Source organism: Streptomyces sp. NPDC097640 (assembly GCF_040302705.1).
Classification (GTDB): Bacteria; Actinomycetota; Actinomycetes; order Streptomycetales; family Streptomycetaceae; genus Streptomyces.
Genome location: NZ_JBEOSB010000038.1, coordinates 41,177 through 67,024 on the forward strand (window position 1 = coordinate 41,177; position 25,848 = coordinate 67,024).

Consider the following 25,848-nt stretch of genomic DNA (forward strand, 5'->3'; position numbering starts at 1 on the left):
CTCGCCGATGGAGTTGATTTCGGCGTTGGACCTGGAGTCTTCGCCGTAGTTGACCAGATCGGTGCACTTGATTCCGGGCTTCTTGGGGGTGCCCGACGGTGCCATGTCCTTGTTCGGCTCCGGGCAGTAGCCGGTGTCCTCGCCGATGGAGTTGATTTCGGCGTTGGACCTGGAGTCTTCGCCGTAGTTGACCAGATCGGTGCACTTGATTCCGGGCTTCTTGGGGGTGCCCGAGGGCTTCGCGCTCGCGGAGGTGGATGACGAGGGCGAGGCTTCGGTGTCGCTGCCCTGACAGGCGGTGAGCCCGAACGCGGCGATGGCGATCACCACGGCGGCGGCGTTGCGGGCGTGGCGGACTGCGGTGCGGTGCGACATGATCTTCCCCGTTTTCTCGACGTGGCGCTTCAGGTGCGTGAGAACAAGGTTGTCGGCCATCGCTGACGCTCTAGCGCCGTACGGCTAACGTGCCGCTAACGCGTCCGAAGTGGGCCGTCGGGCCCTCGGGTCCGCCCTGGCGGGTGCTTGCTCACCGGGCGGACGCTACGGCGATGCGTCGGGCTGTGCCGCCACCGCCGGTGTTCACTCCGCCGTGCGGGGACCGCGCGTTGTGGCCTTTGGCCCCGAACTTCCCGTCCTGTAGCTCGAAGTGCTCGGGCAGCGAGCAGCCGATCGCCGGGGTGATGAGCAGGCTCGTAATAATGGGCGCGGGGTTGGTGCTTGCCGTCGAGAACTGGCAGATCGCGGCCGGTCCGGTGACCGGGAACCAGAACCAGCCGTCGACCGCGCCGACCCGTACCTCGTCCGACAGCACGAGCCGGCCGTGCTGTTTGGTGAAGGCCTTCAAGCGGACGGTGGCTCTCAGCGGGTCGGCGGTGGATCGGATCGCGGTCAGGGTGAACTTGACGTTCTCGTCCGCGTCCAGGACGGAGGACGCGATCTGCTTGGTCTCGGCCTCCTTCCCGCCGCCTGTTCCCCCGCCGCGGGCTTCGGCACCGACGGTTTCGGCCGGAGTGGCCAGCATGGCGACGGTCGCGGCTGCGGTGACCAACACCGCGCCGCCGCGCACGAGCGCGTTCGCGCGTATCCGCATGTTTCCTCCTGGTGCTCATACGTCTTGTTCGCGCATGAATGCCACCTATTTCCTTCCACTTGGCAATGGGAAAACCACCAGAATCACCCGTTCGCGCGCGGTGTCACCCGGTCGGAAGTCAATTCTTGCGGCGACGCCCTTGGGCATAGGGGCCGTGGCGATCGTGTGCCCGCCACTCCTCCTCATGGATGTCGCGGTCTTCGTCGTCCGCCGCGCTGCCCGGAGTCGGAATCTCCTCGCCGTTGTCGACCTTGGCCAGCAGCGAGGCGAGCGGGTCGGGTTGCTCGTCGTCGAAACGCTCGCGGTCGCGCTCGGGCAGTGGGAGCGGGGAGGGCGGCTTGAGAGCGATCTGCTTCACCTTGGGGTGCTGCGGCTCCGGTGCCGCGCGCCCCGCTTCCGTGCCGTTCGGATGCGTCCGTGACGTACCGCTCACCTAACAGGCCCCCGTTTCACCGAAATCCGTGCGCAGTATGGAGAAATCATTCCCCGGAGGAGGCTCAGGTGAACGACTCGGTGACCGATCCTTGGGGCTGGGTTCGCGGTGGCTTGATGTGGTGCGTGACATTCACGCGGGGGATTGCGCCGGAGGAGGTTCTCACCCGATTCGGGGCCGATATCCGGGACGCGCGGCTCCTCGATGGGCAGCAGGCCGCGGCGCTCATGTTCGGCACCTACGACCAGGAGCCGAGAGGGTCGGTGATACGCGTCGGGGCGCTGGGCGAATGGTCGTTCTCGACGGAGGAATACGGCCTCATGGGAAGGATGCCCGGTCCGTTGTCCGCGCTGTCCGAAGGAAGGGAGACCTTTTCCATTCTGAAGGGCGGAGACGGCATGAACATCTTCGAGCATTGGCGCGATGGGCGGCGCACCGAGTGGTTCGAGCCCGGCTATTCCTATACGCGGCCCGTTGCGCCGCACCCTTGGTGGGACGCGGCGCAGGCGGGGATTGAGGCAGCGGGGTCGGAATACACCCGGCTCGAGATCGTGATGCGGGTGGTCGCCGACCACACGGGGGTCGTTCTCGACGATGACACGCTCAATGGCCCGCTTCTCGGCTTGCTGCTCGAGGACCGCCGCCGAACGCCGGACCCACCGCCGCCCAGCCGTCCGCGGCCGGCGGGCCGGCCGGGGCTGGGGCTGGGGCGTTTGCTGGGGACCATCGTCCCCGGGGACCCGTCGGCTCCCCGAGCGGACCGGATCCCCGCAGATGATCACGTCGTTCCGGTCGGGTCGTTCCGCGCGAGCGGCGTCATCGTGGAGGGCTCCGGAGACCCGCCGCGTTCAGCCCGCCGTCCTGAGGGCATGCCGGACCCAGACATTGGGCGCCTGCCTTGACGTGGACCCGTAGCCAGGGGTCTTCGGGCAGTCCGTCCTCGTGTCGCTGCCGGAGCTAGTCGGACATGGGGACGCGGGGTTGCAGATGCTTGGCGGTCGGACGGACCGGGGCCAGCAGCACGCTGTGGCCCTGGCCCTCCGCGGCGTCGCGGAGCGCCCGCAGCATGCGGTAGGACAGGCCGCGGCCGAGGTATTCGGTGTCCACCGTGATCTCCAGCGCGCTGGCCACGGTCGGCGGAAGTCCGTGCCGCCGGTCGCGGTCGCGGTCCCAACCCTGGTCGGGTGTTTCCGTACGGCCGTCCGCCTCGGCATTGAACGGTACGGCCAGGGCCCGCGCGATCACGCGGTCGCCGTCGGTGGCCACCGCGCAGTACTCCGGGAACTCCTCGACGACTCGGCTCAGCAGGGTACTTGCGACCAGGTCATGAGAGGTGAAGGGAGGCCAGGTCTCGTTGATCTCGTAGACACGGGAGATCAACGAAGGGCGGTCGGCGAGCGAGGTGATCGTCGGGGTGGTGCTGTCCGTCACGATCGGCACACTGTCATACGGGATACGGGATACGGGATACGGGATACGGGATACGGGATACGGGATACGGGCGAGCGAACCCTTTGCGGGCCGCCGGGCCCGGGTAGGTCCGCTCGCATGGGCTTGAACTACAACGATCACTACCACCGGCTGCTGCTGAAGCAGGTGCCGGACGGGGCGCTGACGGCGCTGGACGTCGGGTGCGGTGCGGGGCGGTTCGCGCGGCTGCTCGCGGGGCGTGGGCTGGACGTCGAGGGGGTGGACGCCGACGCGGGCGTCATCGAGGCGGCGCGGGCGGCCGGGGGCGGGCCTCGGTACCGGCGGGCCGATGTGCGTGAGTGGCAATTACCGGACGCCCACTACGACGTCATCTCGTGCATCGCCAGCCTCCACCACATGCCGTTCGACACGGTGCTGACGCTGCGAAGGGCCCTCGCCCCGGGCGGCGTTCTGGCGGTGCTGGGGCTCTATCCGATCAAGACGGCGGCCGACTTCGCATGGGCCGCCCCGGCGTCCTCGCTGCTCAAGGCGGAGCGGCTGCTGCGCGGGCGCCACGCCGCCCCGTCCGTGCGGGTCCCGATCGTCTGGCCGCCCCCGCTGACGTACGCCGAGACCCGCGCCGAGGCCGCCCGGCTGCTGCCCGGCGCGACGCTGCGCCGCCTGCTGTTCTGGCGGTATCTGCTGATTTACCGGGAGGAGCGGGGACGCGGGTTCGATGCGGCGTAGGGTCGGTTCATGGATGCGCTGCTGCCGCTCGCGATCGTTTTCGGTGTCCTGGCCGCGGTTCTGGGCGGCTTTGTGTGGCTGGCATCGCGCATCCGTCGCCGGGGGCTCGCCGGCGGCGCCATGAGTGCCGCCCTGGCCTCCTATGAGGAGGCGTTCCGGGTGACGTCTCACGAGGCCCACTACGAGATCAGGGCGCAAGCGGAGCGCAAGGCGCCGATCCTGTCGCCGGATGACGACTGGCGGCGGAGCCGTGCCGGGGTCGGTCGGCTGGGGGCGGGGGAAGGGCCGGAGCGGCCGTCTCGGTCGGCCCGCCGGCCGCGACGGGGCCTTGCGCGCTGGGCCGGTCGTCTGAGGCGCGGTCACTGACCCCGGCGCTCGGTTCGGAACGTGACGTCGGCGGCGCGCGGGACGATTTCGGCGTCGGATCCCAAGGCCCATTCGGCGACCCGTGACACCATCGCGGCCGGAACGGCGTCGCTGATGTCGGGCGCCGCCGGGATGTCGTAGGTCCCGTGGGCGTCGTGGGGCAGGACCACGCGGTATCCGAGGGCCAGCGCCGTACGCGCGGTCGCGCTGACGCACATCTCGGACATCACCCCGCACACGGCCAGGTCCGATATCCCGGCCTCGGTCAGCAGCGCGCCCAGGGGCGTCCCGTGGAAGCCGTCGTCCTCCGTCTTGCGGATCACGACTTCCCGCCGGCCCTTGTGGATGGGCAGATGCAGCTCCCAGCCCGGCGTCTTCGGTTCGTCGGCCGCGCCCGCGGGGCCGTCGTTCTGGAGGTGGACGACGAGCGCGCCTTCCGTACGCGCCCTGGCCAGCAGGCCCTCGATGCCCTCCAGCATCCGTGGCGCGTCGGGCACCGCGTCCGGGCCTGAGACGAAGGCCGCTTGGACATCCACGACGATCAGGGCCTGGACGGGCGGTACTTGAGTGGTCATGCCGGCGATTGTTCATCAGCTCGGCCGGGGCGGCACGCGGGTTATGGCCGTGGCGGGGCGTCGAGTGCGGCGGTGGCCAGGGTGTGGAGGCAGGCGGTGAGGCGCTGGCCGTCGCCCTGGCGCAGCAGGGCCAGGATCGGGTCGCTGTGCAGGGCGCTCAGGAGGATGTGGGTCAGCAACTCGGCGTCCAGGTCGGGGCGTTCCTCGGTGATGAGGGTGCTGATGTGGCGGTGCCAGGCGGTGTAGACCGGGTGCGCGTCCTGGGCGGTGGCCGGGGAGTCCTCGGCGGCGGGCTTGGGGGCGGTGGCCATGGCGTGGTCGAGCGCGGCGATGAGGCCCTTGTTGCGGGTGACGACGTCGACCATGGCGGCGAGGAAGGCCAGCAGGCGCTCGCGCGGGGGTGCGCCCGGGCCCAGCGGCGGTGGGCCGCCGGCGACGGACTCGCTCAGGGTGAGGGCCCGTTCCTCCATGAGCGCGCGCATGAGGCCCATGCGGTTGCCGAACCGGTGGAAGACGGTGCCCTTGCCGACGCCCGCCGCGGCGGCGACCTGTTCCATGGAGATCTGCTCGGGCCGGTACCTGGCCAGCAGTTCTTCGGTCGCGCACAGGATCGCGCGCCGGTTCCGTACGGCGTCGGCGCGTTCGCGGCGGCCCCCGGTCATGAATTCCACTCCCCTCGCATGCTCCTTCTGGCCTGCCCGCATGGTGTCACGCATGGACAACTGGACCGGCGGTCCAGTACGGTCTCGGACCATCCGGATAAGTTGACCGATGGTCCAGTTATTGGGGAGGGGTAGCGGCATGCGGCAGGTGCGTTACTACGAGTACGGCGGTCCCGAGGTCCTGCGGATCGAGGAGGTGGACACCCCCGTTCCGGGCGAGGGGCAGGTGCTCATCCGGGTCGAGGCGATCGGCGCCAACTTCGTCGACACCAAGTTCCGGAGCGGGGCGCAGGGGATCTTCCAGTGGCCGCTGCCCGGCACGGTCACCGGGGATGTGGTGGGCAGGATCGAGGCCGTGGGGCCCGGGGTCGACGAGGGACGGGTGGGGGAACGGGTGGCGACGCTCGTCAACGACGCGTTCGCGGATCAGGTCGTCGCCGACGCGGCCTGGCTGGCTCCCGTGCCCGAGGGGCTCGACGTGGGGGCGGCCACCATGCTGCCGATGGGCGCGCCGGTGGCCTTGCGGGTGCTGCGCCTGGGGCGGCTCACGGAGGGCGAGAGCGTGCTGGTGCACTCGGCCGCGGGAGGCATCGGCCATCTCGCCGTACAGCTCGCGCGGGTGCTGGGGGCCGGCACGGTCGTCGCCACCGTGGGCTCGCCCGCCAAGTTCGACTTCGCGCGGGAGCTGGGCGCCGATGTCGTCGTCGACTACACCGACGACGACTGGCCGGAGCAGGTGCGGAAGGCCGTGCCGGGCGGCGTGGACGTGGCCGTCGGGTCGGTCGGCGGGCGGGTGCTGCGGCAGACCGTCGAGCTGCTGGCCCCGTTGGGCCGGGCCGTCGAGTACGGGGCGGCGAGCGGGGAGTTGGGGGAGGTCGGGGTCATGGAGCTGATCGCGATGAAGCAGGTGGCCGGGTTCTCCCTGCTGGCCTGGCGGGCGGCCCGCCCCGAGCTGGCCCGCGAGGACATGGTGGAGGTCGCCGGTCACTTCGCGTCGGGGCGGCTGCGCACCGTCGTACACGGGCGCTTCCCGCTCACCGAGGCGGCCGAGGTCCACCGGCTGTTCGACGCGCGGGCTCAGCTCGGCCGGGTGCTGCTGGTGCCGTGACGCGGCGGGAGGCCGGTTCCGGGGTACGGAGCCGGCCTCCCGCGGGGCGGTGGAGGGGAGAGCGGCGGTCTCCCTGCGCTCGTCGGCCCTCCTTCGCCTGTGTCAGTCGTCCTTCGCCTTCCAGAACACCGGCTCCTTGTCGAAGTCACCCGTGTACGAGACGACCGACGGCGTCTCGTCCGAGGGGAGCAGGAAGACCTTGCAGAGCGTGGCGGTGTCGCCCGCCTTGAAGTCGTCCGGGTCCTCGCCGGGGCACTTGGCGACGTCGCCGCCCAGGGTGAGGAGGGACTTCCCCTCCTCGCCGCGGCTGTCGCGCAGGTGGGTGGGGGTGTTCAGGAAGGGGTACTCGATCGCGTCCTTGCCGATGTTCTTGAAGCTGACCGTCACGTAGTACGGCTGGAGCTTCCGCTCGTCGGCGTTGAGCGCCACCTTGTCCAGGTCCGACTGCGAGCCCTTCACCACGCTCTTCGCCGCGATGTTCAGGACGCCCGTCTTGTCCGAGCGCTTGTAGGTGATCGGGGTGGTCTCGCCGAGGGCGAGGGTCTTGCCCGCGTCGGAGTCGAGCGCCTTGCTGGCGGTGGCGGAGGGCTTGGGAGTCTTGGTGGGCGTGTCGTCGCCGCCGTCCTGGGCGAGGTTGTCGTTGCAGCCGGTGGCCAGCAGGGCGAAGCCGGCGGCACACAGGACTGCGGCGGCGGTGCGGTTATGCGTGGATCGGATGCGCATGAATGGGTCCCCGTTGAGTTGAGATGGTGCGAGTCGTGTCGGTGCGAGCTGGGCTCGCGTGAGTTGTGTTCACGGTGTTCGGGCCGGGTTCGGCGGGCCCGTCAGTGTGCGGTGCACACATCATGGCCGCGACAAAGCGCCAGGCCAGAGGCGAAGATCCACTCGAAGCGAGGCTGAGACCGGGTCGTTGCAAAGTAACCGGGAGCCGAAACGGATTTCCCTGGCGGCCCGGAATGACGTACAGTTACAAACACCGACGCGGGGTGGAGCAGCTCGGTAGCTCGCTGGGCTCATAACCCAGAGGTCGCAGGTTCAAATCCTGTCCCCGCTACTCATACGAGGGGCCCGGCGCATCAGCGCCGGGCCCCTCGGCCGTTCAGCCCGGGACCTTCCAGGACACCGGCTCCTCGGTGTCACCGCCCGTGGCATAGGTCACAGTGGCCGGGGTGACGCCCTTGGACAGCAGAAAGACCTTGCACAGGGTGGCGGTGTCGCCCGCCGCGAAGTCGTCCGGGTCCTTGCCGGGGCACCGCTTCACGCCGTCATCCGCGGTGATCAGGACCTCCTGGGACGCGCCGCCGCCGTCCTCCAGGCTGGTGGGGGTGTTCAGGAAGGGGTAGTGGATGGAGTCCTCGCCGATGTTCCTGAAGGTCATGGTGACGTAGTACGGCCGCAGCCCGCGGTCCGAGGCCTGGAGCGAGCCCCTGGGCAGGTCCGCCGGGATGCCCTTCACCACGCTCTCCGCCGTGACCCTCAGGGCGCCCCGGACGTTGTCCGAGCCGCGCTTGTAGGTGACCGTGGTGGCCTTGCCCAGGGCGAGGGTCCGGTGTCCGCCGCCGCCCGGCGCCCCGTCGTCCGTCGAGCCCGCGGTTCCCGGTCCCCGGCCCGGCCGCCCGGAGGCGGTGTCGTCCTCGCAGGCGAGGGCGAGCAGGGCGAGGCCGGCCGCGCAGCAGGTGAGGGCGGTGGCGCGGGTGCGGGCGGAGCGGTTGGGCACGTGGGCGGTCCCTCTGTGGTGGTCGTTCGCCGGCCGTCGGTTCGTCGTCAAGAACGTAGTGATCTTGTATGGCAGATCATCGTGGTCGTGACAAAAGACCTCTGGGATCCCGGTACCAATCCGCAGCGAGCCCGAGACGGGGCCGTGACGCGCCGCCCGCGCGCCCGGGGCCTGGCGAAGATGCAGGTCAGGACGATTGTCAGTGGGGGCTGCCATGCTGCTTGGCAGTGGTCGTCGCCGCCTCTGTGGCGGTCCTCGTCCCCGGGGGTCTCCCACGCCCGGGGACGGGCCTCCGGCTGAGCCGGCGGCGGCCGGAGCGGGCCCGACGGGGGTGGGCCCGCTCCGGCCAGGAGCCAACGGCGGGGGCCGGCCGGGCTCAGCCGCCGTGGCCGAGCGGCAGGGCCTCGGCCAGGGCGCGCCACTCGGCCAGCGGGAGGGTGCCGAAGGGGTCGGCGGTCACGACCTGGACGGCCAGGTGGTCCGCGCCGGCCGTCAGGAACTCGTCGGCGCGGCGGCGGATCGCGTCAACATCACCAAGGGCAAAAACAGATGAGACGAGGCGGTCGCTGCCACCGTCGCGGAAGTCGTCCTCGATGAAACCCAACCGGAGGAGGTTGTTGGTGTAGTTGGGCATCGGGAGGTAGTGGGCGAGATAGCCGCGGGCGATGGCGCGGGCGCGGTCGAGGTCCGGTTCGAGGACGACCTTGAGGTCCGGGGCGAGGAGCGGGTCGGCGCCGAGGATTTCGCGGGCCTCGGCGGTGAACTCGGGTGTGACGAGGTAGGGGTGGGCGCCCGCGGCGCGGACGCGGGACAGCTCCAGCATCTTCGGACCGAGGGCCGCCAGCACCCGGCGGGAGTCGGGGACGGGGGTCGGCGCGGCGTCGAGGGCGTCGAGGTACTCGCGCATCGCCGTGTACGGGCGGGAGTACTGCTTGACCATGTGGCCGTGGCTCACCCCGAGGCCGAGCAGAAAGCGGCCGCCGTGGGCCGCGTCGAGGGCGGCGTGGCGCTCGGCCACATAGGCGGCCTCGTGGTCCCAGATGCTGAGGATGCCGGTCGCGACCGTGATCCGGGAGGTCGCCTCCAGAAGGAAGGCGGCCTGGTCGGGCGACGGGCTGCCGCCGAGCCACAGCGCTCCGTACCCCAGCGCCTCCAGCTCGGCCGCGGCGTCCCTGACCGCGTCGTGCTGCGCGGGGTCCGCCGAGGGATCCGTCGCGGGGTCCGTCACGCGGAGGGCCGCGGTCCAGATGCCGGTCCTGCCGAGTGCGGTGGCGAGCGTCCTGCCGGGGGTCGGGTCAGGGGTGGTGCCGGGGGCGGTGCCCGGCTCGTGGTGAGAGGCCATGCGGTCATTCAACCGGAGGTGGCATCCGGTTGTTCCTCGCCGCGCGGTCGGGTACCGATTCGACACGGGTTTCTCACCTGAGAGGGCCTGGCGGCGGGCGCTGACGGGGGCGGCACAGGATTCTCAGGCTATTCACAGACAGTGGAAAGGGGACTCTCAGACGGCCGCCCGAAGGTGAGAACCATGAAGGCGACCTCGCCCCATGGGCGTTCCGAGCTGCTGCGACCCGACGGGAGCCCCGTCCGGGTGCTGGTTGTGGACGATGAGTCGGCCCTCGCCGACCTGCTCTCGATGGCCCTGCGCTACGAGGGCTGGGAGGTGCGGACGGCCGGCAACGGCGCGGAGGCACAGCGCATCACCCGCGAACTGCGCCCGGACGCCGTCATCCTGGACATCATGCTGCCCGACATGGACGGGCTCACGCTGCTGGGGCGGGTGCGCAACGAGCTTCCCGAGGTGCCGGTGCTCTTCCTGACCGCGAAGGACGCGGTCGAGGACCGGATCGCCGGGCTGACCGCGGGCGGCGACGACTATGTCACCAAGCCGTTCAGCCTGGAGGAGGTCGTCGCCCGGCTGCGTGGCCTGCTGCGCAGGTCGGGGGCCGCGGCGGCGCGCAGCGAGTCGCTGCTGACCGTCGGCGACCTGGTCCTGGACGAGGACAGCCACGAGGTCTCCCGGGCCGGTCAGGAGATCCACCTGACCGCGACCGAGTTCGAGCTGCTGCGCTATCTGATGCGCAATCCGCGCCGCGTGCTCAGCAAGGCCCAGATCCTCGACCGGGTGTGGAGCTATGACTTCGGCGGCCAGGCCAACGTCGTCGAGCTGTACATCTCGTATCTGCGCCGGAAGATCGACGCGGGCCGCAGCCCCATGATCCACACCCGGCGCGGCGCGGGGTATCTGATCAAGCCGGGCGAGTAGGCGAGCCGGATCGATGGCGTTCTCCCCTGCCGCCGGTGTGCCCTCCGCGCCTCAGCCGTCTCCTGTGCCTCAGCCGTTTCCGGTATCCCCGCCGCCCGCGTCCCCGCCGCCCGTGCCCCCGGCGCGCGGCAGGCGCTCCGCGCGCCGCCGGCGCAGGCCGTGGTCGCTGCGCACCCGGCTGGTCTTCTCCGCCGTCGGGCTGATCGCCGTCGTCTGCGCCGTGATCGGCACGGTCACCACGATCGCCCTCCACACCTATCTGTACGACCAGGTGGACAAGCAGCTCACCGGCGTCAGCATGCGGGTCGCCGGCCCGCCCTTCGACCTCGGCAAGGACCCGCGGCTCGGGGACGACCGGCGTACGCAGAACATCCGCGACACCGTGGCCGGGCCCGGCCAGCCGATGGGGACTGTCGCTGCCGAGGTTGAGGACGGTGAGCTCGGCGACGGCGCGATCAGCTCCCAGCAGGAGTCGAGCACGGGTGAGCCCAATATCTCCGGCAACTACCTGACCAGTGCTCAGCGAAGGGCGCTGAGCGAGGTCCCGCGGGACGGGGCCGAACACACCGTCGACATCCCCGGCAACGGCGAGTACCGCGTCAAGTACGTCACCGGGGCTCACGGCCACTTCCTCGTCGGCATCTCGACGTCCGACGCGCAGAACACCATCGACACCCTCATCCTCGCCGAGGTCTCCGTCACCGCCGCCGGGCTGGTCGCCGCCGGGATCGCCGGCGCGGCCATGGTCGGCATCTCGCTGCGCCCGCTGCGCCGGGTGGCGGCCACCGCCACCCGCGTCTCCGAGCTCCGGCTGCACAGCGGCGAGGTCGCCCTGCGCGAGCGGGTCCCGCAGTCCGAGGCCGACCCGCGCACCGAGGTCGGCCAGGTCGGCGCGGCCCTGAACCGCATGCTCGGGCATGTGGAGTCGGCGCTCGCGGCCCGCCAGGAGAGCGAGACGCGGGTACGCCAGTTCGTCGCCGACGCCAGCCATGAGCTGCGCACGCCGCTCGCCTCGATCCGCGGCTACGCCGAGCTGACCAGACGCGGCCGCGAGGAGATCGGGCCCGACACCCGCCACGCCCTCGGCCGCGTCGAGTCCGAGGCGGCGCGGATGACCGGCCTGGTCGAGGACCTGCTGCTGCTGGCGCGCCTGGACGCGGGCCGCCCCGTCGAACGCGCGGAGCTGGACCTGTCGCCCGTGGTGGTCGACGCGGTCAGCGACTCCCGGGCGGCCGGGCCGGACCACAAGTGGCGGCTGGAGCTGCCCGACGACCCCGCGGTCGTCCACGGGGACGACGCCAGGCTGCGCCAGGTCCTGGTCAACCTGCTCGCCAACGCCCGTACGCACACCCCTCCCGGGACGACGGTCACCGCGCGCGTGCTGTGGCGCGGCCCGTACGGGGCGCCGCACCCTGCTCCCTCTCCGTCCCCGTATTCCACGCCCTGGGTGTCCCTGGAGGTCGAGGACGACGGGCCGGGCATCCCGCCCCACCTCCTGCCGCATGTCTTCGAGCGCTTCGCCCGCGGCGACGCCTCGCGCTCGCGCGCCGCCGGGAGCACGGGGCTGGGCCTCGCCATCGTGCACGCCGTGGTCACGGCGCACAGCGGCCGGGTGACGGTGGACAGCGTGCCGGGCCGCACCGTCTTCGGCGTCCACCTGCCCGTCCACCTCGCCGGCGACGTCCCCGCGGACGTCCCTGCCCACCTTCCTGTTCACCACCCCGTAACGCACTCACAGGCAGGGCACAGGCTGACCACACAGCCATGACAGCGCCGCTCGCGAATGTCGGTCACATGCGAACTGACACACCTCTCGAGGCACCGCCCGAGACACCCCTGGAGACCTTGCCCGCTCGCGAGCACGTGACGGTCGGCCGGAGCCAGCCGGTGCTCGACGTCGTGGTCCCCGTGTACAACGAGGAGGCCGACCTCGAGCGGTGCGTGCGGCGGCTGCACGACCACCTGGCCCGCACCTTCCCGTACGCCTTCCGCATCACCATCGCGGACAACGCGAGCACGGACCGCACCCCCGAGATCTCCGCCTACCTCGACGACGCCATCGACGAGGTCACGGCGGTCCGGCTGGAGCAGAAGGGCCGCGGGCGCGCGCTGCGCACGGTCTGGTCGATGTCGCAGGCGCCGGTGCTGGCGTACATGGACGTCGACCTGTCCACCGACCTCAACGCGCTGCTGCCGCTGGTGGCCCCGCTCATCTCCGGCCACTCCGACCTGGCGATCGGGTCGCGGCTGGCGCGCAGCTCGCGCGTGGTGCGCGGCCCCAAGCGGGAGTTCATCTCGCGCGCGTACAACCTCATCCTGCGCGGCAGCCTGGCCGCCCGCTTCTCCGACGCCCAGTGCGGCTTCAAGGCGATCCGCAAGGACGTCGCCGAGCGGCTGCTGCCGCTGGTCGAGGACACCGGGTGGTTCTTCGACACCGAGATGCTGGTGCTGGCCGAGCGGGCCGGGCTGCGCATCCACGAGGTGCCGGTGGACTGGGTCGACGACCCCAACAGCACGGTCCACATCGTGAAGACGGCCACCGACGACCTCAAGGGTGTCTGGCGGGTGGGGCGCGCGCTGGCCACCGGCGCGCTGCCGCTCGACCGGCTGCGCCGCCCCTTCGGCGACGACCCGCGCGACCGCGGGCTGAGCGGGGTCCCGGGCGGGCTGGCACGGCAGTTGGTCGGCTTCTGTGTGGTGGGCGCCCTCAGCACCCTTGTCTACCTGCTGCTCTACTCCCTCTTCCGGATGGGCACGGGCCCGCAGATCGCCAACGCGCTGGCCCTGCTGCTGTCGGCGCTCGGCAACACCGCGGCCAACCGGAGGCTCACCTTCGGCGTACGCGGCCGGGACCGGGCGGTGCGTCACCAGGCCCAGGGGCTGGTGGTGTTCGGCATCGGCCTCGCCCTGACCAGCGGCTCCCTGGCCGCCCTGGACGCCGCCGCCTCCGGCACCCCGGCGCACAGCACCGAACTGGCCGTCCTGATCGCGGCCAACCTCGCCGCGACCGTCCTGCGCTTCCTGCTCTTCCGGGCCTGGGTCTTCCCCTCCGAAGGCCCGCAGGGCGGGACCGCCACCGACCACGACCTGACCGACCACGATCCGAGGAACCCCCGATGACGACCTACGACCAGGGCCTCCGCGCAGCGGGGCCGCCGCCCCCGACCCCCCCGGCCGCGCACCACGCACGGCCGGCGGCCCCGCAGGGCTCGCGCCTGGCCCGGGCGTGGCGCGGCCGGCCGGAGGACCCGCGCTGGGCGCGGCCCGCCCTGTGGGTTCTGCTGGCCGTCACCACCGTGCTCTACCTGTGGAGCCTGGGCGCGTCCGGTTACGCGAACCAGTTCTACTCGGCGGCGGTGCAGGCGGGCAGCGAGAGCTGGAAGGCGTTCTTCTTCGGCTCCTCCGACGCCGGGAACTCCATCACCGTCGACAAGCCCCCGGCCTCCCTGTGGCCGATGGCCCTGTCGGTGCGGGTGTTCGGCCTCAGCTCCTGGGCGATCCTGGTCCCCGAGGCGCTGATGGGCGTGGCGACGGTCGGCGTGCTCTACGCGGCGGTGCGGCGCCGGTTCAGCGCGGCCGCCGGTCTCATCGCGGCGGCGGCGCTGGCGGTGACCCCGGTCGCGGCGCTGATGTTCCGGTTCAACAACCCCGACGCGCTGCTGTGCCTGCTGATGGTCTCGGCGATCTACTGCGTGCTGCGCGCGCTGGAGGACGCCCGCACCAAGTGGCTGCTGCTGGCCGGGGTCTGCTTCGGGTTCGGCTTTCTGACCAAGACGCTTCAGGCCTGGCTGATCCTGCCGCCGCTCGCCGTGGTGTACGCGGTGTGCGCGCCGGCGAAGCTCGGCAAGCGGATCCGCCAGCTGCTGCTCGCCGGGGTCGCGATGGTCGTCGCCGGCGGCTGGTGGGTGGCGATCGTCGAGCTGTGGCCGAAGTCCTCGCGCCCGTACATCGGCGGCTCGCAGGACAACAGCTTCCTGGAGCTGACCTTCGGCTACAACGGCCTGGGCCGGATCAACGGCAACGAGACCGGCAGCGTCGGCGGCGGCGGTGGTGGTGGCGGGAACGGCGGCGGCCAGTGGGGCGAGACCGGCATCGACCGGCTGTTCAGCTCCGACATGGGCGGTCAGATCGCGTGGCTGCTGCCCGCGGCCTTCATCCTGCTGCTCGCGGGGATCTGGCTGACCTGGCGGGCCAGGCGCACCGACACCCAGCGCTCGGCGTTCCTGGTGTGGGGCGGGGCGCTGCTCATGACCTTCGCCACCTTCAGCTTCATGTCCGGGATCTTCCACCAGTACTACAACATCGCGCTCGCGCCGTATATCGCGGCGATCGTGGGCATGGGCGCCGCGATGCTGTGGGAGCGGCGGTCCACCGCCGCGGCGTCGGTGGTGCTCGCGGTCGCGGTCGCGGTGACGGCCGTCTGGTCGTACGTGCTGCTGAACCGCTCCGCCGACTGGCACCCCTGGCTGCGCTGGGCGGTGCTGATCGCCGGGCTCGCGGCGGCGGCCGGGCTGCTGGTCGCGTCGCGCCTGGGCGGGCGGCTGGCGCTGGGCGTGGCGGGTCTCGGCCTCGCGGCGTCGCTGGCCGGGCCCATCGCGTACACGCTCAACACGGTCGACACGGCGCACGGCGGCTCGATCGTCACGGCCGGTCCCGCGGTGTCGGGCGGCATGGGCGGCCCCGGCGGCGGCCGTCCGGGCGGCTTCCCGGGCGGGGGCAACGGCGGTCCGCCGGGGATGCGGAACGGCAACACCCAGGGCCAGACCGGTGGCCAGACCGGCGGTCAGACCGGCCAGCAGGGCATGCTCCCCGGCGGCGGTCAGCAGGGCGGTCAGACCGGTGGTCAGAACGGGGGCTTCCCCGGCGGCGCCTTCCCGGGCGGCGGCTCGTCGCAGCAGAACGGCAACGGCCAGGGCCAGGGCCAGAACAGCCAGGGCCAGAACAGCCAGGGTCAGCAGGGCAACCGGCAGGGCATGTTCCCCGGTGGCACGGGCGGCGAAGGCGGCCGGCGCGGCGGCGGCATGGGCGGTCTGCTCGACGGCCCGAGCGTCAGCTCCAAGGTCAAGGCCGCGCTGGAGAAGAACGCGAGTGCGTACACCTGGGTCGCGGCGGCGATCGGCTCGCAGAACGCCGCGGGCTACCAGCTCGCCACCGAGGACCCGGTGATGGCGATCGGCGGCTTCAACGGCAGCGACCCGTCCCCGACCCTCGCGCAGTTCCAGGCCTATGTGAAGCAGGGGAAGATCCACTACTTCATCGGCTCGAGCGGCATGGGCGGCATGGGCGGCGGTCCCGGGGGCGGGAACGGCACCTCGTCCAAGATCAGCTCCTGGGTCCAGGCCAACTTCAAGAAGGTCACGGTCGACGGCACCACCCTCTATGACCTGACCCAGAAGGCGTCGAAGTCCTCGAAGTCCTGACGCGGGCGAACGCGCAGGTCCACGGGCCGGTGACGGGCCGGTGGCGGAGGAACCCCCTCCGCCACCGGCCCGTCCGCATGGCCCGCCGGAAATCTCCTGTACGGCGTAGGGGAGTCGCTGTACGGTGTACATCGCCGCCCGAGCCCGTACACCGTATAAGCGCGCAAGGAGAGTCCATGACGGCGCAGACCGCCGACCCCACGTCCGACAGCCCGCCCGGTCCACCGGCCGGCGGGCACCCCCAGCGCTGGCTGATCCTCGGCGTCATCTGCCTCGCCCAGCTCACCGTGTTGCTGGACAACACCATCCTCAACGTCGCGATCCCCTCCCTCACCGAGGAGATGGACGCCACCACGGCCGACATCCAGTGGATGATCAACGCCTATTCGCTCGTCCAGTCCGGCCTGCTGCTCACCGCGGGCAACGCCGCCGACCGCTACGGCCGGAAGAAGATGCTCTTCACGGGGCTCGCCCTCTTCGGGATCGGCTCGCTGGCCGCCTCGCTGGCGCAGGGGCCGGGCCAGCTGATCGCCGCCCGCGCGGGCATGGGGATCGGCGGGGCGCTGCTGATGACCACGACCCTCGCCGTGGTCGTGCAGGTCTTCGAGGCGAGCGAACGGCCCAAGGCCATCGGCCTGTGGGGGGCGGTCAGCTCGCTCGGGCTCGCCGCGGGCCCGCTGATCGGCGGCGCGCTCCTCGAACACTTCTGGTGGGGCTCGATCTTCCTGATCAACCTCCCGGTGGCGCTGCTCGGCCTCGTCGCCGTCGTCTGGCTGGTGCCGGAGTCGAAGAACCCCACCGGTGACCGGCCCGACCTGCTCGGCGCGCTGCTGTCCACGATCGGCATGACCGGCGTCGTCTTCGCCATCATCTCCGGGCCCGAGCACGGCTGGACGTCCCAGCGGGTGCTGCTGTCGGCCCTGGTGGGTGTGGTGGTGCTGGCGGCCTTCGCGCTGTGGGAGAGCCGCATTCCCTACCCGATGCTGGACATGCACTTCTTCCGCGACCGCCGCTTCGTGGGCGCCGTCGCGGGCGGCATCCTCGTCGCCTTCGGCCTGGGCGGCTCGATGTTCCTGCTCACCCAGCATCTTCAGTTCGTGCTCGGCTACGACCCGCTGGGCGCGGGTCTGCGCACCGCTCCGCTCGCCCTGGTGATCGTGGTGCTCAACCTCACCGGAGTCGGCGCCCGGCTGCTGCCCAAGCTAGGCACCCCGGCCACGATCCTGTGCGGCATGGGGATGCTGGCCGTGGGACTGGCCCTGATCGCGACGCTCGGCGCCGACGAGTACAGCGGGATGCTTCTCGGACTGGTGGTCATGGGCTCGGGCATCGCGATCTCCATGCCCGCGATGGCGACGGCGATCATGTCGGCGATCCCGCCGGAGAAGGCGGGCGTGGGCGCGGGCGTCAACGGCACGCTCACCGAGTTCGGCAACGGCCTGGGCGTGGCCGTCCTCGGCGCGGTCCTCAACTCCCGGTTCGTCGGGCTGCTGCCCGCGGTCGCCGTCGGGGCGGGCTCGCTCCCGGCCGCCTACGCGTCGGCGCGCACCGACGAGGACCGGGCCGCCGTCGCGGACGCCTTCGCCTCCGGTGTGCACACCAGCCAGCTGGTCGGAGCGGTCGCCGTACTGGCGGGCGGCGCGCTGACGGCGCTGCTGCTGCGCCGGGCCGAGCGATCTTCACAGGAGACCTCGGCGGCATAGCATCGGGTAGTAAGACGCCATCGGCCGCGCGCCCCAGCCGCGCGGCCCTGGCGCATGGAAGAAGGAGAGCGCGCCATGGCGACAGGCAGCCGGGTCATCCGTCCGCGGACCAGCATCTGGCTCTCCGAGCGCAAGGCCCCGAAGCGCAGGGCGGAGCAGCAGCCGTCCGGGCTCGACCATGTGAAGATCGTCGCGGCCACGGTCCGGCTGCTGGACGCCGAGGGGCTCGCCGGGTTCTCGATGCGCCGGCTGGCGGCCGAGCTGGAGGTCACCGCGATGTCGGTCTACTGGTACGTCGAGACCAAGGACCAGCTTCTCGAACTCGCCCTCGACACGGCCATGGGCGAGATGTCGCTGCCCGCCGGGAGCCTGGGCCCCGTCGAGGGCTATGAGCACCTGGAGCCGCCCCAGGAGCGGGACTGGCGCGACCAGCTGCGCCAGATCGCCTCCGAGTACCGCAGGCTGCTGGTCGCCCACTCCTGGGTCCCCCCGCTGCTGGGGGAGTACATGAACATCGGGCCGAACGCCATGGCCTTCTCCACCGCGGTGCAGCGCGTGTTGCGCGACAGCGGCCTGCCCGCCTCGCAGGTGCCGGGCGCGCTGGCCCTCGTGTTCCAGTTCGTCTACGGCTTCAGCACCATTGAGGGCCGCTTCGCCGCCCGCTCCCGCGCCGCGGGCATCACCCAGGACGAGCTCTTCGCCGAGACGATGGCCAGTATCGAGGGCCGCCCGGAGTTCGACGAATCGCGGGCCGTGATGGAGGCCCGGGGCGGCTCCACCGTCCAGGAGATGCGCGAGCGGGACTTCACCTTCGCCCTGGACTGCGCCATCGTCGGCATCGAGGCCCTCCGCGACGCAGGCGGCCAGGACTGAAGGCGGCGCCTCAGACGCCCGGCAGCTCCGTGCCCTGGACGGCCTGGACGTCCAGCTCCACCCGCAGCGTCGTGCCGATGGCGGCTATGCCCGCCGCGACCACCTGGTTGTAGTTCATCGCGAAGTCCTCGCGGTGCAGCTGCGCCGTCGCGCGGAAGGCCGCCCGCACCCCGCCCCACGGGTCGGGGCCCGTCCCCAGGTACGTCAGGTCCAGGTCCACCTCCCGGATCACGCCGTGCAGGGACAGCTTGCCGTGCACCGTCCAGCGGTCCGCGCCGGCCGGGGTCAGCCCGGTGCTCTGGTACGTCAGGACCGGGAACCGCTCCACGTCGAGGAAGTCGGCCGACCGCAGATGGCCGTCCCGCATCCCGTTTCCCGTGTCGATGCTCACGGCCTGTATGACCGCCTCGACCCCGGACTTCTCGATGTCCTCGGCTATCTCGATCCGCCCGCTGAACTCCGTGAACCGGCCGCGCACGCTGGAGATGCCCAGGTGCTGGGCGATGGCCCCCACCGTCGAGTGCGCCGGGTCGATCGTCCACGCGCCGGGCGGCGGCAGCTCCACCCCGCCCTGCCGCGCCAGCACCACCGTGCCGACATCGGCGCGGCCCGAGGCCGTGACGATCGACGTCGAGGCGGCGGGGGCGTAGCCCACGGCCGTGGCGATGACCGTGTACGGCCCGGGCGGCAGCGGCTCCCGCGTGCGCACCGCGCCGTTGTCGTCGGCCTGGGCGCGCAGTACCTGAGCGCCCGTCATGTCCGTGACGGTCAGCACGGCGTGCTGCACCGCCCAGCCGTCGCGCGTACGGATCTGGGCGCGCAGCCCCCCGCCCGCGCTTCCGCCCGTTCCTGCTGCTGTGGTCGTCATGCCGCCTCTCGCTCTCGCTCCCGTTTCCGTTTCCGTCAGGGCTGTCTCGTCTGTGCTGTGCGCTGTCTGTGGGGTGTCTTCGTACGCCGGACCCGGACGGCGGTGTCAGGCCGTCCCCTGCCTGGCAGGTCTTCACCTGCTATACACCGCCGCCGGGTTCCGGGTTCCGGGACCGGCGCTCCGGCGCCGTCCCGGCCGGGGCCGGGGCGCGTCTCCGCTCTGCGCGCTCCGGCCCCGGGGGTCCTCAGGACGTTCAGGCCACCTAGTCGACGGGGTGGGCGAGCTCGACGTCGTGTCCGTCGACCCCCTGCCCCTGGACCGTCAGCGCCCCCGCGACGGGCGGGTAGCCGCTCGCGATGACCGTGTAGTCGCCCGCGTCCAGGTCGGTGAAGGCGTACGCCCCGTCCTCGCCGGTCGTCGCGGTGGCAACCACGTTCCCGGCCGCGTCCACCAGCGTGACCCGCGCGTCCGGCAGCGGCCGCCGGTCGGCGCCGGCCCGCACCACGCCCTGCACCCGCGCACCGGCCTGGAGCGCGATCTCGACCCGGGTCAGACCCTGGGCGCCGACGTCGACGGGCAGCGCGGCGGGCCGGAACCCGGCGGCGTTGACCGCGACCGTGAAGGTCCCGGGGACCAGCTCCTCGAAGCGGAAGTCGCCCCGCTCACCGGTCTTGCCGGTGGCCAGCACCTCGCCGCGGACATCGGTGATCACGACCATGGCCGCCTCGACCGGCTCCCCGTCGGAGGCGCCGTGCACGGTGCCCGCCAGGCCGCTGGTCGCCGCCAGTACGACGTCGAACGCGAGCGGCTCGTCGCCGACCACGACGGTGGACGCCTGCGGCTGGTGGCCGTCGGCGGCCGCGATCAGGACGTAGGTGCCGGAGCCCGGCGCGTCCAGCGCGAACGAGCCGTCGACGTGCGCCACCGAACGGCCCAGCTGCCGCCCGTTCAGCGAGATCAGCGTGACCGCGGCGCGCGGGACGGCGGTGCGGTCGGCGTTCCGTACGAAGCCGTGCACGCCCTGCCGGGGGTGGTGGCCGTCGCCGCCGTCGCCGCCATCAGCGACAGAGGCAAATGCGGAAAGCCGCTGCGGAACGGTCGCGTCCGCCAGGGCGTACTCCGACGCGGTGTCGGACGAGCCGGCGGCCGGCGCGCCCACGAGCGCGGGCTCCGGCTGCTCCACGGCGGGCGGCTCCTGGTCCGCCGGGGTGCCCCCGGCCGCGGCCGGGGTCTCGACGGCGTCCTCGGAGGAGGCTGCCTGGGAGCCGGACCGGGTCTTCAGCGGGACCTCCTTGATGAACAGCGTGACGACGAAGGCCAGCAGCGCGGCCCCCGAGGCGTACAGGAAGACATCCGCGATGCCGTGGCCGTACGCGCTCTCCATGACGGTGCGGATCGGCGCGGGGAGCTTGTCCAGGTTGGGGATCCCGCCGCCGCCGGTGCCGCCGTGGCCCAGGGCCTGGCCCTTGGGGCCGAGCTCTGTCAGGCCCTCCTTGACGTAGTGGGTGACGCGGTTGCCGAGCACGGCGCCGAGTGCCGAGACGCCGACCGCACCGCCCAGGGAGCGGAAGAAGGTCACGACGGCGCTGGCCGAGCCCAGGTCCTGCGGGGCCACCTGGTTCTGGGTGGCCAGCACCAGGTTCTGCATCATCATGCCGATGCCGAGGCCCATGAGCGCCATATAGATGGCCAGGTGCCAGTAGGGCGTGTCGTACCGCATGGTGCCCAGCAGCCCCAGGCCCGCGGTCACCAGCACACCGCCGGCGACCAGCCAGGCCTTCCAGCGGCCGGTCTTGGTGATGACCTGGCCCGAGACGGTCGAGGAGATGAACAGGCCGCCGATCATCGGGATGGTCATGACGCCGGACATGGTCGGCGACTTGTCGCGCGCCAGCTGGAAGTACTGGCTGAAGAAGACGGTCCCGGCGAACATCGCGATACCGACGAACAGCGAGGCGATCGAGGCGAGGGCGATCGTCTTGTTGCGGAACAGGCGGAGCGGGATGATCGGCTCGCTCGCCTTGCTCTCGATCAGGAGGAAGATCAGTCCGAGGGCGATCGAGCCGCCGACCATCGCGTAGGTCTGCCAGGAGACCCAGTCGTACTTGTCACCCGCGAAGGTCACCCAGATCAGCAGCAGCGAGACCGCGGCGCTGATGAAGAAGGCACCGGACCAGTCGACCTTGACCTGCCGCTTCACGACCGGCAGCTTCAGGGTCTTCTGGAGCACGATCAGCGCGATCACGGCGAACGGCACACCGACGTAGAAGCACCAGCGCCAGCCGAGCCACGAGGTGTCGGTGATCACGCCGCCCAGCAGCGGGCCGCCGACGGTCGCCACCGCGAAGGTCGCGCCGAGGTAGCCGCTGTAGCGGCCGCGCTCGCGCGGGGAGATCATCGCGGCCATCACGATCTGTGCGAGGGCCGACAGACCGCCCACGCCGATGCCCTGCACCACACGGCAGGCGATCAGCATGCCCGCGTTCTGCGAGAGTCCGGCGACCACCGAACCGGCCACATAGATGACCAGCGATATCTGGACCAGGAGCTTCTTGCTGAACAGGTCGGAGAGCTTGCCCCACAGCGGGGTGGTGGCGGTCATCGACAGCAGGGCGGCGGTGACCACCCAGGTGTAGGCGGACTGGCCGCCATGGAGGTCGGCGATGATCTCCGGGAGGGCGTTCGAGACGATCGTCGAGGAGAGGATCGCGACGAACATGCCGAGCAGCAGCCCGGACAGCGCCTCCATGATCTGCCGGTGGGTCATCGGTGCCGTCGAGCCGGAGTCGTGGCCTTGGTGGCCTCCGCCGCCGCGCTTGGCATGGGCGGGGTGCCCCGCGGGTCCCCGCACACCGCCGTCCGGTGTGGTCGTTGCCATGAAGTTCCTATCGTTGCGTCGGTGTACGGGTGGTGCTCTCGTCGATCAGCTGGGGAACCCGGGATCTGGTGTCACCGAAGCTCGTCCGCAGCCGTGCGAGTAGTTCGTTGAGGCGGCCGACGTCGTCGTCGGACCAGTCGCTCAGACAGGCGGCGAGCGCCTGCGTATAGCGCTCGGAGACCTCGCCGAGCAGCTTCTCGCCGCTGGCGTTGATGCTCAGCAGCCGCGACCGGCGGTCCAGTGGATCCGGGTTCCGGTCGATCCAGCCGCGCTCGGCGGCGTGGGCGACATGGCGGCTCGTGACCGACATGTCGATGCCGAGCAGCTCGGCGAGTTTGCTCATGCGCATCTCGCCGTAGCGGCTGAGCAGCATGAGGACGATGGCCGCGCCGGCCGCGCAGTCTTGGGGGAGGACACGCGACAGCCCTCGCTTGACGGTGCCGATGGCGCTGAGTTGCCGTGCCAGCTCCTCGTACTGACTCCGTGCTGCCATGGCGCCTCCAGAGCTATCGGTTGCTTAGGGCAACCATAGATAAGTTAGTTGCTATAGGCAAACGAAATCGGGCTTCGCAGAGTAAATTGCCCGCAAAGGCTCGCTCAGGGGTCGGTCAAGAGGCCGGTCTGTGGTGCGGGAGGGGTGTGTGGGGGTGTTGGGGACCGGGGGTGTGCGGGAATCCGCTCATTCGCTAGGGTCGTGGGCCATGGCGAACAACCCCCAAGGTCCTGAGGGCAACTACGACCCGGCCGGCTCGACCCAGATGTTCCGGGCCTTCGTCGACGACGAAGGCGGCGGGCGGCAGCAGCAGGCGGCCGCTCCCTCCGCCTCCAGCGGTCCGCGGATCGGCGTGATCGTCGGTGTGATCGTCGCGATCGCCGTCGTCGCCGGAGTCGCCTGGCTGGCTCTGGCCTAACCCCCGGACCGGTCCCCGGTCTCATCCGCGGCCTGGTCCTCGGGCGGGCTCTCGGCCCGGCCCCCGGGCCAGGCCGCCGAGGCGGTCCGGGTCTCGATGTGCATGCCGAGCGGCACCCGCCAGTCGTCCACGCACACCTCCCAGGTCTTCTCCTTCTTCTCCCCCGCCCCGATCGGCACCGGCAGGTCGCGCTTCGACTCGATCGTCGTCCAGTCGATGCCGAGGGCGTCGATGATGTGGGTCGCGAAGGTGATCGTCCCCGAGGTCACGGGGGCACCCCCGGTGTTCCGGAACTCGACGGTCACCTTCTCGCACCAGCGGTCGTCGGCCGCTGCGCGTACCAGCTCGCCGAGCGTCAGCTCGGCCGGGTCGCTCGGGGTGGAGGGCGAGCCGGGCGTGGACTGAGGGGGCGCCGAGCCCCCGCCTGAGCCGCCTGGGTCGGTCGAGCCGCCTGAGCTGCCGGGTGTCCCGGAGCTACCCGATCCGCTTCCGTCGCTCGCGCCGTCAGAAGGACTGTCGGCCCGGTCGCCGTCGCTCCCGGGCGGCTCGCCCGGCGTCGGCGTCGCGGCGGACCCGTCCGGCCGGGTCGAGGCGCCCGGGGCGCTCGGAGCCCCGGTTCCCCCGGCCCCGGAGGGCCGCCGCTTCCCGTCCCGGCCGGAGCCCTTGCCCGTGCCGTGGCCGCTGCTGTCGAGCGGCACCAGCTCCACGTCGCCCCTCGGCGGCGCGGACGTGGCCCGCGGTGCGTCCGGTCCGGCCGCCTCGGCCGCCAGATATCCGTCGTCGCCGCCGGCGCAGCCGCTGAGCAGCGCGCCGAGGCACAGCGCGGCCGCCGAGGAGGCGATCGCCGTGCCCCGGCGGCCCGTTGTCCGGCTCCACGCGTATCGCATCGGGCCAGTGTGGCTGACGCCCCGTCAGGAGTACAGGGTCGCGCAACAGCCCACCGGAGGCGCCCGACGGACGGCGCGTCAGTCGGCGATGAGGCCCTCTCGCAGCTGCGCCAGAGTCCGCGTCAGCAGCCGTGAGACATGCATCTGGGAGATCCCGACCTCTTCGCCGATTTGCGACTGCGTCATGTTGGCGAAGAAGCGGAGCATGATGATCTGGCGCTCGCGCGGCGGGAGTTTGGCCAGCAGCGGCTTGAGCGACTCGCGGTACTCCACGCCCTCCAGCGCGGTGTCCTCGTAGCCGAGCCGGTCGGCCAGCGACCCCTCGCCGCCGTCGTCCTCGGGGGACGGGGAGTCGAGCGAGGAGGCGGTGTAGGCGTTGCCCACCGCGAGCCCGTCGACGACGTCCTCCTCGGAGACGCCGAGCGCGGTGGCGAGCTCGGGGACCGTCGGGGAGCGGTCGAGCTTCTGTGACAGCTCGTCACTGGCCTTGGTGAGGGCCAGACGCAGCTCCTGGAGCCGCCGCGGCACCCGTACGGACCAGCTGGTGTCGCGGAAGAAGCGCTTGATCTCGCCCACGACGGTCGGCATGGCGAAGGTCGGGAACTCCACGCCCCGCTCGCAGTCGAACCGGTCGATCGCCTTGATCAGGCCGATCGTCCCGACCTGGACGATGTCCTCCATCGGTTCGTTGCGGCTGCGGAACCGGGCCGCGGCGTAGCGCACCAGAGGGAGGTTCAGCTCGATGAGGGTGTCACGTACGTAGGTGCGCTCCGCGCTGTCCCGGTCGAGCGCGGCGAGCCGCAGAAACAGGGAGCGGGAGAGGGTGCGGGTGTCGATGGCGTCGCCGTCGTTGAGCACGTGCGGTGCGTCGTTGGTGAGCACCTTCGAGCTGCCCAGTTCTACGGACATGCCACCCCCTTTGGGTCGCGGTCGGATCCCAGCTGCGCTCGTCGCGTCGAACGCAGCCTCCCCCTGAATACCGGAGGTCGGGCCGCGGCAAACGCGGTTCAAGCAGAATGTCACATGTCGGCAACACGCTGTAGCGCCATGTCGACATTACTGCCCGGAAGGAGTGAGGGAGGGATCCCCCGTCCCGGTTATGACTCGATCCGGTTTGCGGACCTGAGTCTGGCAAAGCTGCGGGACAGCAGCCGTGAGACATGCATCTGCGAGACGCCGAGCTCGGCGCTGATCTGAGATTGAGTCAGATTGCTGTAGTAACGCAGCAAAAGGATGCGCTGCTCGCGCTCGGGCAGTTGGACGAGGAGGTGCCGCACCAGATCGCGGTGCTCGACTCCGGCGAGCGCCGGATCCTCGTAGCCGAGCCGGTCGACCAGCCCTGGCAGTCCGTCACCTTCCTGGGCGGCCTCGAGCGAGGTGGCGTGGTACGAGCGCCCGGCCTCGATGCAGGCCAGCACCTCGTCCTCGCCGAGCCCGAGCCGTTCGGCGATCTCGGCCGTGGTGGGGGACCGGCCGTGCAGCACCGTCAGATCCTCGGTCGCGCCGTTGACCTGCACCCACAGCTCATGCAGCCGGCGCGGCACATGGACGGTGCGGACGTTGTCGCGGAAGTAGCGCTTGATCTCGCCGACCACGGTGGGCATGGCGAAGGTCGGGAACTGCACCCCGCGCTCGGGGTCGAACCGGTCGATCGCGTTGATCAGGCCGATCGTCCCGACCTGGACCACGTCCTCCATCGGCTCGTTGCGGCTGCGGAACCGGGCCGCGGCGTAGCGCACCAGCGGCAGGTTGGCCTCGATCAGCGCGTCGCGCACGCGGCCGTGTTCGGGGGTGCCGGGCGTCAGGCAGGAGAGCTCGGCGAACAGCACCTGGGTGAGCGCCCTGGCGTCCGCCCCGCGGCTTCTGCCGCTGTCGCTGCCGCTTTCGCCCTGGGGCGGGGTTCTTGGCGCGGTACGGGCCGACACGGTCACGCCACC

General features: G+C 71.5%; 26 protein-coding genes and 1 tRNA gene. 12 read left to right on the forward strand and 15 right to left on the reverse strand.

The window, feature by feature from the left end; genetic code table 11:
* From ABTY62_RS41290 to ABTY62_RS41300, 3 genes are all read right to left on the reverse strand, one after another.
* On the reverse strand, positions 1–435 hold a 435-nt coding region (locus ABTY62_RS41290; protein ID WP_352134521.1), incomplete at its 3' end, for a hypothetical protein.
* A gap of 91 nt (positions 436–526) precedes the next feature.
* A complete protein-coding gene (locus tag ABTY62_RS41295; RefSeq protein ID WP_352134522.1) occupies positions 527–1,090 on the reverse strand; it encodes a hypothetical protein in 564 nt (187 codons plus the stop codon).
* A gap of 118 nt (positions 1,091–1,208) precedes the next feature.
* The gene (locus ABTY62_RS41300) at positions 1,209–1,448 is read right to left on the reverse strand and encodes a hypothetical protein (protein WP_352134523.1); all 240 of its coding nucleotides are present in this window, start codon (positions 1,446–1,448) and stop codon (positions 1,209–1,211) included.
* A gap of 143 nt (positions 1,449–1,591) precedes the next feature.
* Between ABTY62_RS41300 and ABTY62_RS41305 the strand changes: the two genes are divergently transcribed.
* On the forward strand, positions 1,592–2,425 hold the full coding sequence (locus ABTY62_RS41305; RefSeq protein WP_352134524.1) for a DUF6461 domain-containing protein: 834 nt from the start codon (positions 1,592–1,594) through the stop codon (positions 2,423–2,425).
* A gap of 55 nt (positions 2,426–2,480) precedes the next feature.
* On the opposite strand, the gene ABTY62_RS41310 is transcribed toward ABTY62_RS41305, so the two are convergent.
* Positions 2,481–2,954: a hypothetical protein gene (locus ABTY62_RS41310; RefSeq protein WP_352134525.1), complete on the reverse strand. Its 474-nt coding sequence runs from the start codon at positions 2,952–2,954 to the stop codon at positions 2,481–2,483.
* A 117-nt stretch (positions 2,955–3,071) separates the two neighbouring features.
* Between ABTY62_RS41310 and ABTY62_RS41315 the strand changes: the two genes are divergently transcribed.
* Both ABTY62_RS41315 and ABTY62_RS41320 read left to right on the forward strand, forming a co-directional pair.
* On the forward strand, positions 3,072–3,680 hold the full coding sequence (locus ABTY62_RS41315) for a class I SAM-dependent methyltransferase (protein ID WP_352134526.1): 609 nt from the start codon (positions 3,072–3,074) through the stop codon (positions 3,678–3,680).
* Between the two features lie 9 nt (positions 3,681–3,689).
* Positions 3,690–4,046, forward strand: coding sequence for a hypothetical protein (locus tag ABTY62_RS41320; RefSeq protein ID WP_352134527.1), 357 nt, complete (start codon positions 3,690–3,692; stop codon positions 4,044–4,046).
* On the opposite strand, the gene ABTY62_RS41325 is transcribed toward ABTY62_RS41320, so the two are convergent.
* Positions 4,040–4,621 carry a cysteine hydrolase family protein gene (locus ABTY62_RS41325; protein WP_352134528.1) on the reverse strand — a complete coding sequence of 194 codons (582 nt, stop codon included), beginning with the start codon at positions 4,619–4,621 and terminating at the stop codon, positions 4,040–4,042. The genes ABTY62_RS41320 and ABTY62_RS41325 overlap by 7 nt on opposite strands.
* A 41-nt stretch (positions 4,622–4,662) precedes the next feature.
* The gene (locus tag ABTY62_RS41330) at positions 4,663–5,283 is read right to left on the reverse strand and encodes a TetR/AcrR family transcriptional regulator (RefSeq protein ID WP_352134529.1); all 621 of its coding nucleotides are present in this window, start codon (positions 5,281–5,283) and stop codon (positions 4,663–4,665) included.
* 139 nt (positions 5,284–5,422) lie between these two features.
* Here ABTY62_RS41330 and ABTY62_RS41335 point away from each other — a divergent pair, with 139 nt between their 5' ends.
* Positions 5,423–6,391 carry a quinone oxidoreductase family protein gene (locus ABTY62_RS41335; RefSeq protein ID WP_352134530.1) on the forward strand — a complete coding sequence of 323 codons (969 nt, stop codon included), beginning with the start codon at positions 5,423–5,425 and terminating at the stop codon, positions 6,389–6,391.
* Positions 6,392–6,493: 102 nt separating this feature from the next.
* On the opposite strand, the gene ABTY62_RS41340 is transcribed toward ABTY62_RS41335, so the two are convergent.
* A complete protein-coding gene (locus tag ABTY62_RS41340) occupies positions 6,494–7,114 on the reverse strand; it encodes a hypothetical protein (RefSeq protein WP_352134531.1) in 621 nt (206 codons plus the stop codon).
* A gap of 257 nt (positions 7,115–7,371) precedes the next feature.
* Between ABTY62_RS41340 and ABTY62_RS41345 the strand changes: the two genes are divergently transcribed.
* Positions 7,372–7,445, forward strand: a tRNA-Met gene (locus ABTY62_RS41345).
* Positions 7,446–7,490: 45 nt separating this feature from the next.
* On the opposite strand, the gene ABTY62_RS41350 is transcribed toward ABTY62_RS41345, so the two are convergent.
* Both ABTY62_RS41350 and ABTY62_RS41355 read right to left on the reverse strand, forming a co-directional pair.
* Positions 7,491–8,108 (reverse strand): DUF4352 domain-containing protein, encoded by a 618-nt coding sequence (locus ABTY62_RS41350; protein WP_352134532.1) that lies wholly within the window; start codon positions 8,106–8,108, stop codon positions 7,491–7,493.
* A gap of 376 nt (positions 8,109–8,484) precedes the next feature.
* Positions 8,485–9,450, reverse strand: coding sequence for an LLM class F420-dependent oxidoreductase (locus tag ABTY62_RS41355; RefSeq protein WP_352134533.1), 966 nt, complete (start codon positions 9,448–9,450; stop codon positions 8,485–8,487).
* A 183-nt stretch (positions 9,451–9,633) separates the two neighbouring features.
* Here ABTY62_RS41355 and ABTY62_RS41360 point away from each other — a divergent pair, with 183 nt between their 5' ends.
* The 6 genes from ABTY62_RS41360 to ABTY62_RS41385 all read left to right on the forward strand — a co-directional run bounded on the left by ABTY62_RS41360 (position 9,634) and on the right by ABTY62_RS41385 (position 18,367).
* The gene (locus tag ABTY62_RS41360) at positions 9,634–10,371 is read left to right on the forward strand and encodes a response regulator transcription factor (RefSeq protein WP_352134534.1); all 738 of its coding nucleotides are present in this window, start codon (positions 9,634–9,636) and stop codon (positions 10,369–10,371) included.
* Between the two features lie 112 nt (positions 10,372–10,483).
* Entirely contained in the window at positions 10,484–12,139 is a 1,656-nt protein-coding gene (locus ABTY62_RS41365) for a sensor histidine kinase (RefSeq protein WP_352134535.1), read from the forward strand.
* A 26-nt stretch (positions 12,140–12,165) separates the two neighbouring features.
* Entirely contained in the window at positions 12,166–13,491 is a 1,326-nt protein-coding gene (locus tag ABTY62_RS41370; RefSeq protein WP_352134536.1) for a bifunctional glycosyltransferase family 2/GtrA family protein, read from the forward strand.
* Positions 13,488–15,791 (forward strand): ArnT family glycosyltransferase, encoded by a 2,304-nt coding sequence (locus ABTY62_RS41375; protein ID WP_352134537.1) that lies wholly within the window; start codon positions 13,488–13,490, stop codon positions 15,789–15,791. The genes ABTY62_RS41370 and ABTY62_RS41375 overlap by 4 nt, the downstream gene beginning before the upstream one ends.
* 176 nt (positions 15,792–15,967) lie before the next feature.
* Positions 15,968–17,494, forward strand: coding sequence for an MFS transporter (locus ABTY62_RS41380; RefSeq protein WP_352134538.1), 1,527 nt, complete (start codon positions 15,968–15,970; stop codon positions 17,492–17,494).
* Positions 17,495–17,569: 75 nt separating this feature from the next.
* On the forward strand, positions 17,570–18,367 hold the full coding sequence (locus tag ABTY62_RS41385) for a TetR/AcrR family transcriptional regulator (protein ID WP_352134539.1): 798 nt from the start codon (positions 17,570–17,572) through the stop codon (positions 18,365–18,367).
* A gap of 10 nt (positions 18,368–18,377) precedes the next feature.
* Here the strand turns inward: ABTY62_RS41385 and ABTY62_RS41390 are convergent, their stop codons facing one another.
* The 3 genes from ABTY62_RS41390 to ABTY62_RS41400 form a co-directional block, all read right to left on the reverse strand.
* The gene (locus tag ABTY62_RS41390) at positions 18,378–19,235 is read right to left on the reverse strand and encodes a YceI family protein (RefSeq protein WP_352134540.1); all 858 of its coding nucleotides are present in this window, start codon (positions 19,233–19,235) and stop codon (positions 18,378–18,380) included.
* 262 nt (positions 19,236–19,497) lie between these two features.
* The gene (locus tag ABTY62_RS41395; RefSeq protein WP_502997623.1) at positions 19,498–22,002 is read right to left on the reverse strand and encodes an MFS transporter; all 2,505 of its coding nucleotides are present in this window, start codon (positions 22,000–22,002) and stop codon (positions 19,498–19,500) included.
* Positions 22,003–22,120: 118 nt separating this feature from the next.
* Entirely contained in the window at positions 22,121–22,606 is a 486-nt protein-coding gene (locus ABTY62_RS41400) for a MarR family winged helix-turn-helix transcriptional regulator (RefSeq protein WP_352134542.1), read from the reverse strand.
* 208 nt (positions 22,607–22,814) lie between these two features.
* Here ABTY62_RS41400 and ABTY62_RS41405 point away from each other — a divergent pair, with 208 nt between their 5' ends.
* Positions 22,815–23,024 carry a hypothetical protein gene (locus ABTY62_RS41405; RefSeq protein ID WP_352134543.1) on the forward strand — a complete coding sequence of 70 codons (210 nt, stop codon included), beginning with the start codon at positions 22,815–22,817 and terminating at the stop codon, positions 23,022–23,024.
* Here the strand turns inward: ABTY62_RS41405 and ABTY62_RS41410 are convergent.
* The 3 genes from ABTY62_RS41410 to ABTY62_RS41420 form a co-directional block, all read right to left on the reverse strand.
* Complete coding sequence (locus ABTY62_RS41410; RefSeq protein WP_352134544.1) at positions 23,021–23,911, reverse strand: hypothetical protein; 891 nt, start codon at positions 23,909–23,911, stop codon at positions 23,021–23,023. The genes ABTY62_RS41405 and ABTY62_RS41410 overlap by 4 nt on opposite strands.
* Before the next feature lie 78 nt (positions 23,912–23,989).
* Positions 23,990–24,820 (reverse strand): RNA polymerase sigma factor SigF, encoded by an 831-nt coding sequence (locus ABTY62_RS41415; RefSeq protein ID WP_311726146.1) that lies wholly within the window; start codon positions 24,818–24,820, stop codon positions 23,990–23,992.
* 188 nt (positions 24,821–25,008) lie between these two features.
* Complete coding sequence (locus ABTY62_RS41420; RefSeq protein WP_352134545.1) at positions 25,009–25,842, reverse strand: RNA polymerase sigma factor SigF; 834 nt, start codon at positions 25,840–25,842, stop codon at positions 25,009–25,011.
* Between the last annotated feature and the right edge of the window lie 6 nt (positions 25,843–25,848).

Bases quoted from the DNA above. Each gene is read 5' to 3' on its own strand.
- ABTY62_RS41295 (WP_352134522.1), bottom strand. From the start codon at position 1,090: ATGCGGATACGCGCGAACGCGCTCGTGCGCGGCGGCGCGGTGTTGGTC.
- ABTY62_RS41315 (WP_352134526.1), top strand. From the start codon at position 3,072: ATGGGCTTGAACTACAACGATCACTACCACCGGCTGCTGCTGAAGCAG.
- ABTY62_RS41320 (WP_352134527.1), top strand. From the start codon at position 3,690: ATGGATGCGCTGCTGCCGCTCGCGATCGTTTTCGGTGTCCTGGCCGCG.
- ABTY62_RS41325 (WP_352134528.1), bottom strand. From the start codon at position 4,621: ATGACCACTCAAGTACCGCCCGTCCAGGCCCTGATCGTCGTGGATGTC.
- ABTY62_RS41330 (WP_352134529.1), bottom strand. From the start codon at position 5,283: ATGACCGGGGGCCGCCGCGAACGCGCCGACGCCGTACGGAACCGGCGC.
- ABTY62_RS41335 (WP_352134530.1), top strand. From the start codon at position 5,423: ATGCGGCAGGTGCGTTACTACGAGTACGGCGGTCCCGAGGTCCTGCGG.
- ABTY62_RS41340 (WP_352134531.1), bottom strand. From the start codon at position 7,114: ATGCGCATCCGATCCACGCATAACCGCACCGCCGCCGCAGTCCTGTGT.
- ABTY62_RS41355 (WP_352134533.1), bottom strand. From the start codon at position 9,450: ATGGCCTCTCACCACGAGCCGGGCACCGCCCCCGGCACCACCCCTGAC.
- ABTY62_RS41360 (WP_352134534.1), top strand. From the start codon at position 9,634: ATGAAGGCGACCTCGCCCCATGGGCGTTCCGAGCTGCTGCGACCCGAC.
- ABTY62_RS41370 (WP_352134536.1), top strand. From the start codon at position 12,166: ATGCGAACTGACACACCTCTCGAGGCACCGCCCGAGACACCCCTGGAG.
- ABTY62_RS41375 (WP_352134537.1), top strand. From the start codon at position 13,488: ATGACGACCTACGACCAGGGCCTCCGCGCAGCGGGGCCGCCGCCCCCG.
- ABTY62_RS41380 (WP_352134538.1), top strand. From the start codon at position 15,968: ATGACGGCGCAGACCGCCGACCCCACGTCCGACAGCCCGCCCGGTCCA.
- ABTY62_RS41385 (WP_352134539.1), top strand. From the start codon at position 17,570: ATGGCGACAGGCAGCCGGGTCATCCGTCCGCGGACCAGCATCTGGCTC.
- ABTY62_RS41390 (WP_352134540.1), bottom strand. From the start codon at position 19,235: ATGACGACCACAGCAGCAGGAACGGGCGGAAGCGCGGGCGGGGGGCTG.
- ABTY62_RS41395 (WP_502997623.1), bottom strand. From the start codon at position 22,002: ATGACCCACCGGCAGATCATGGAGGCGCTGTCCGGGCTGCTGCTCGGC.
- ABTY62_RS41400 (WP_352134542.1), bottom strand. From the start codon at position 22,606: ATGGCAGCACGGAGTCAGTACGAGGAGCTGGCACGGCAACTCAGCGCC.
- ABTY62_RS41405 (WP_352134543.1), top strand. From the start codon at position 22,815: ATGGCGAACAACCCCCAAGGTCCTGAGGGCAACTACGACCCGGCCGGC.
- ABTY62_RS41410 (WP_352134544.1), bottom strand. From the start codon at position 23,911: ATGCGATACGCGTGGAGCCGGACAACGGGCCGCCGGGGCACGGCGATC.
- ABTY62_RS41415 (WP_311726146.1), bottom strand. From the start codon at position 24,820: ATGTCCGTAGAACTGGGCAGCTCGAAGGTGCTCACCAACGACGCACCG.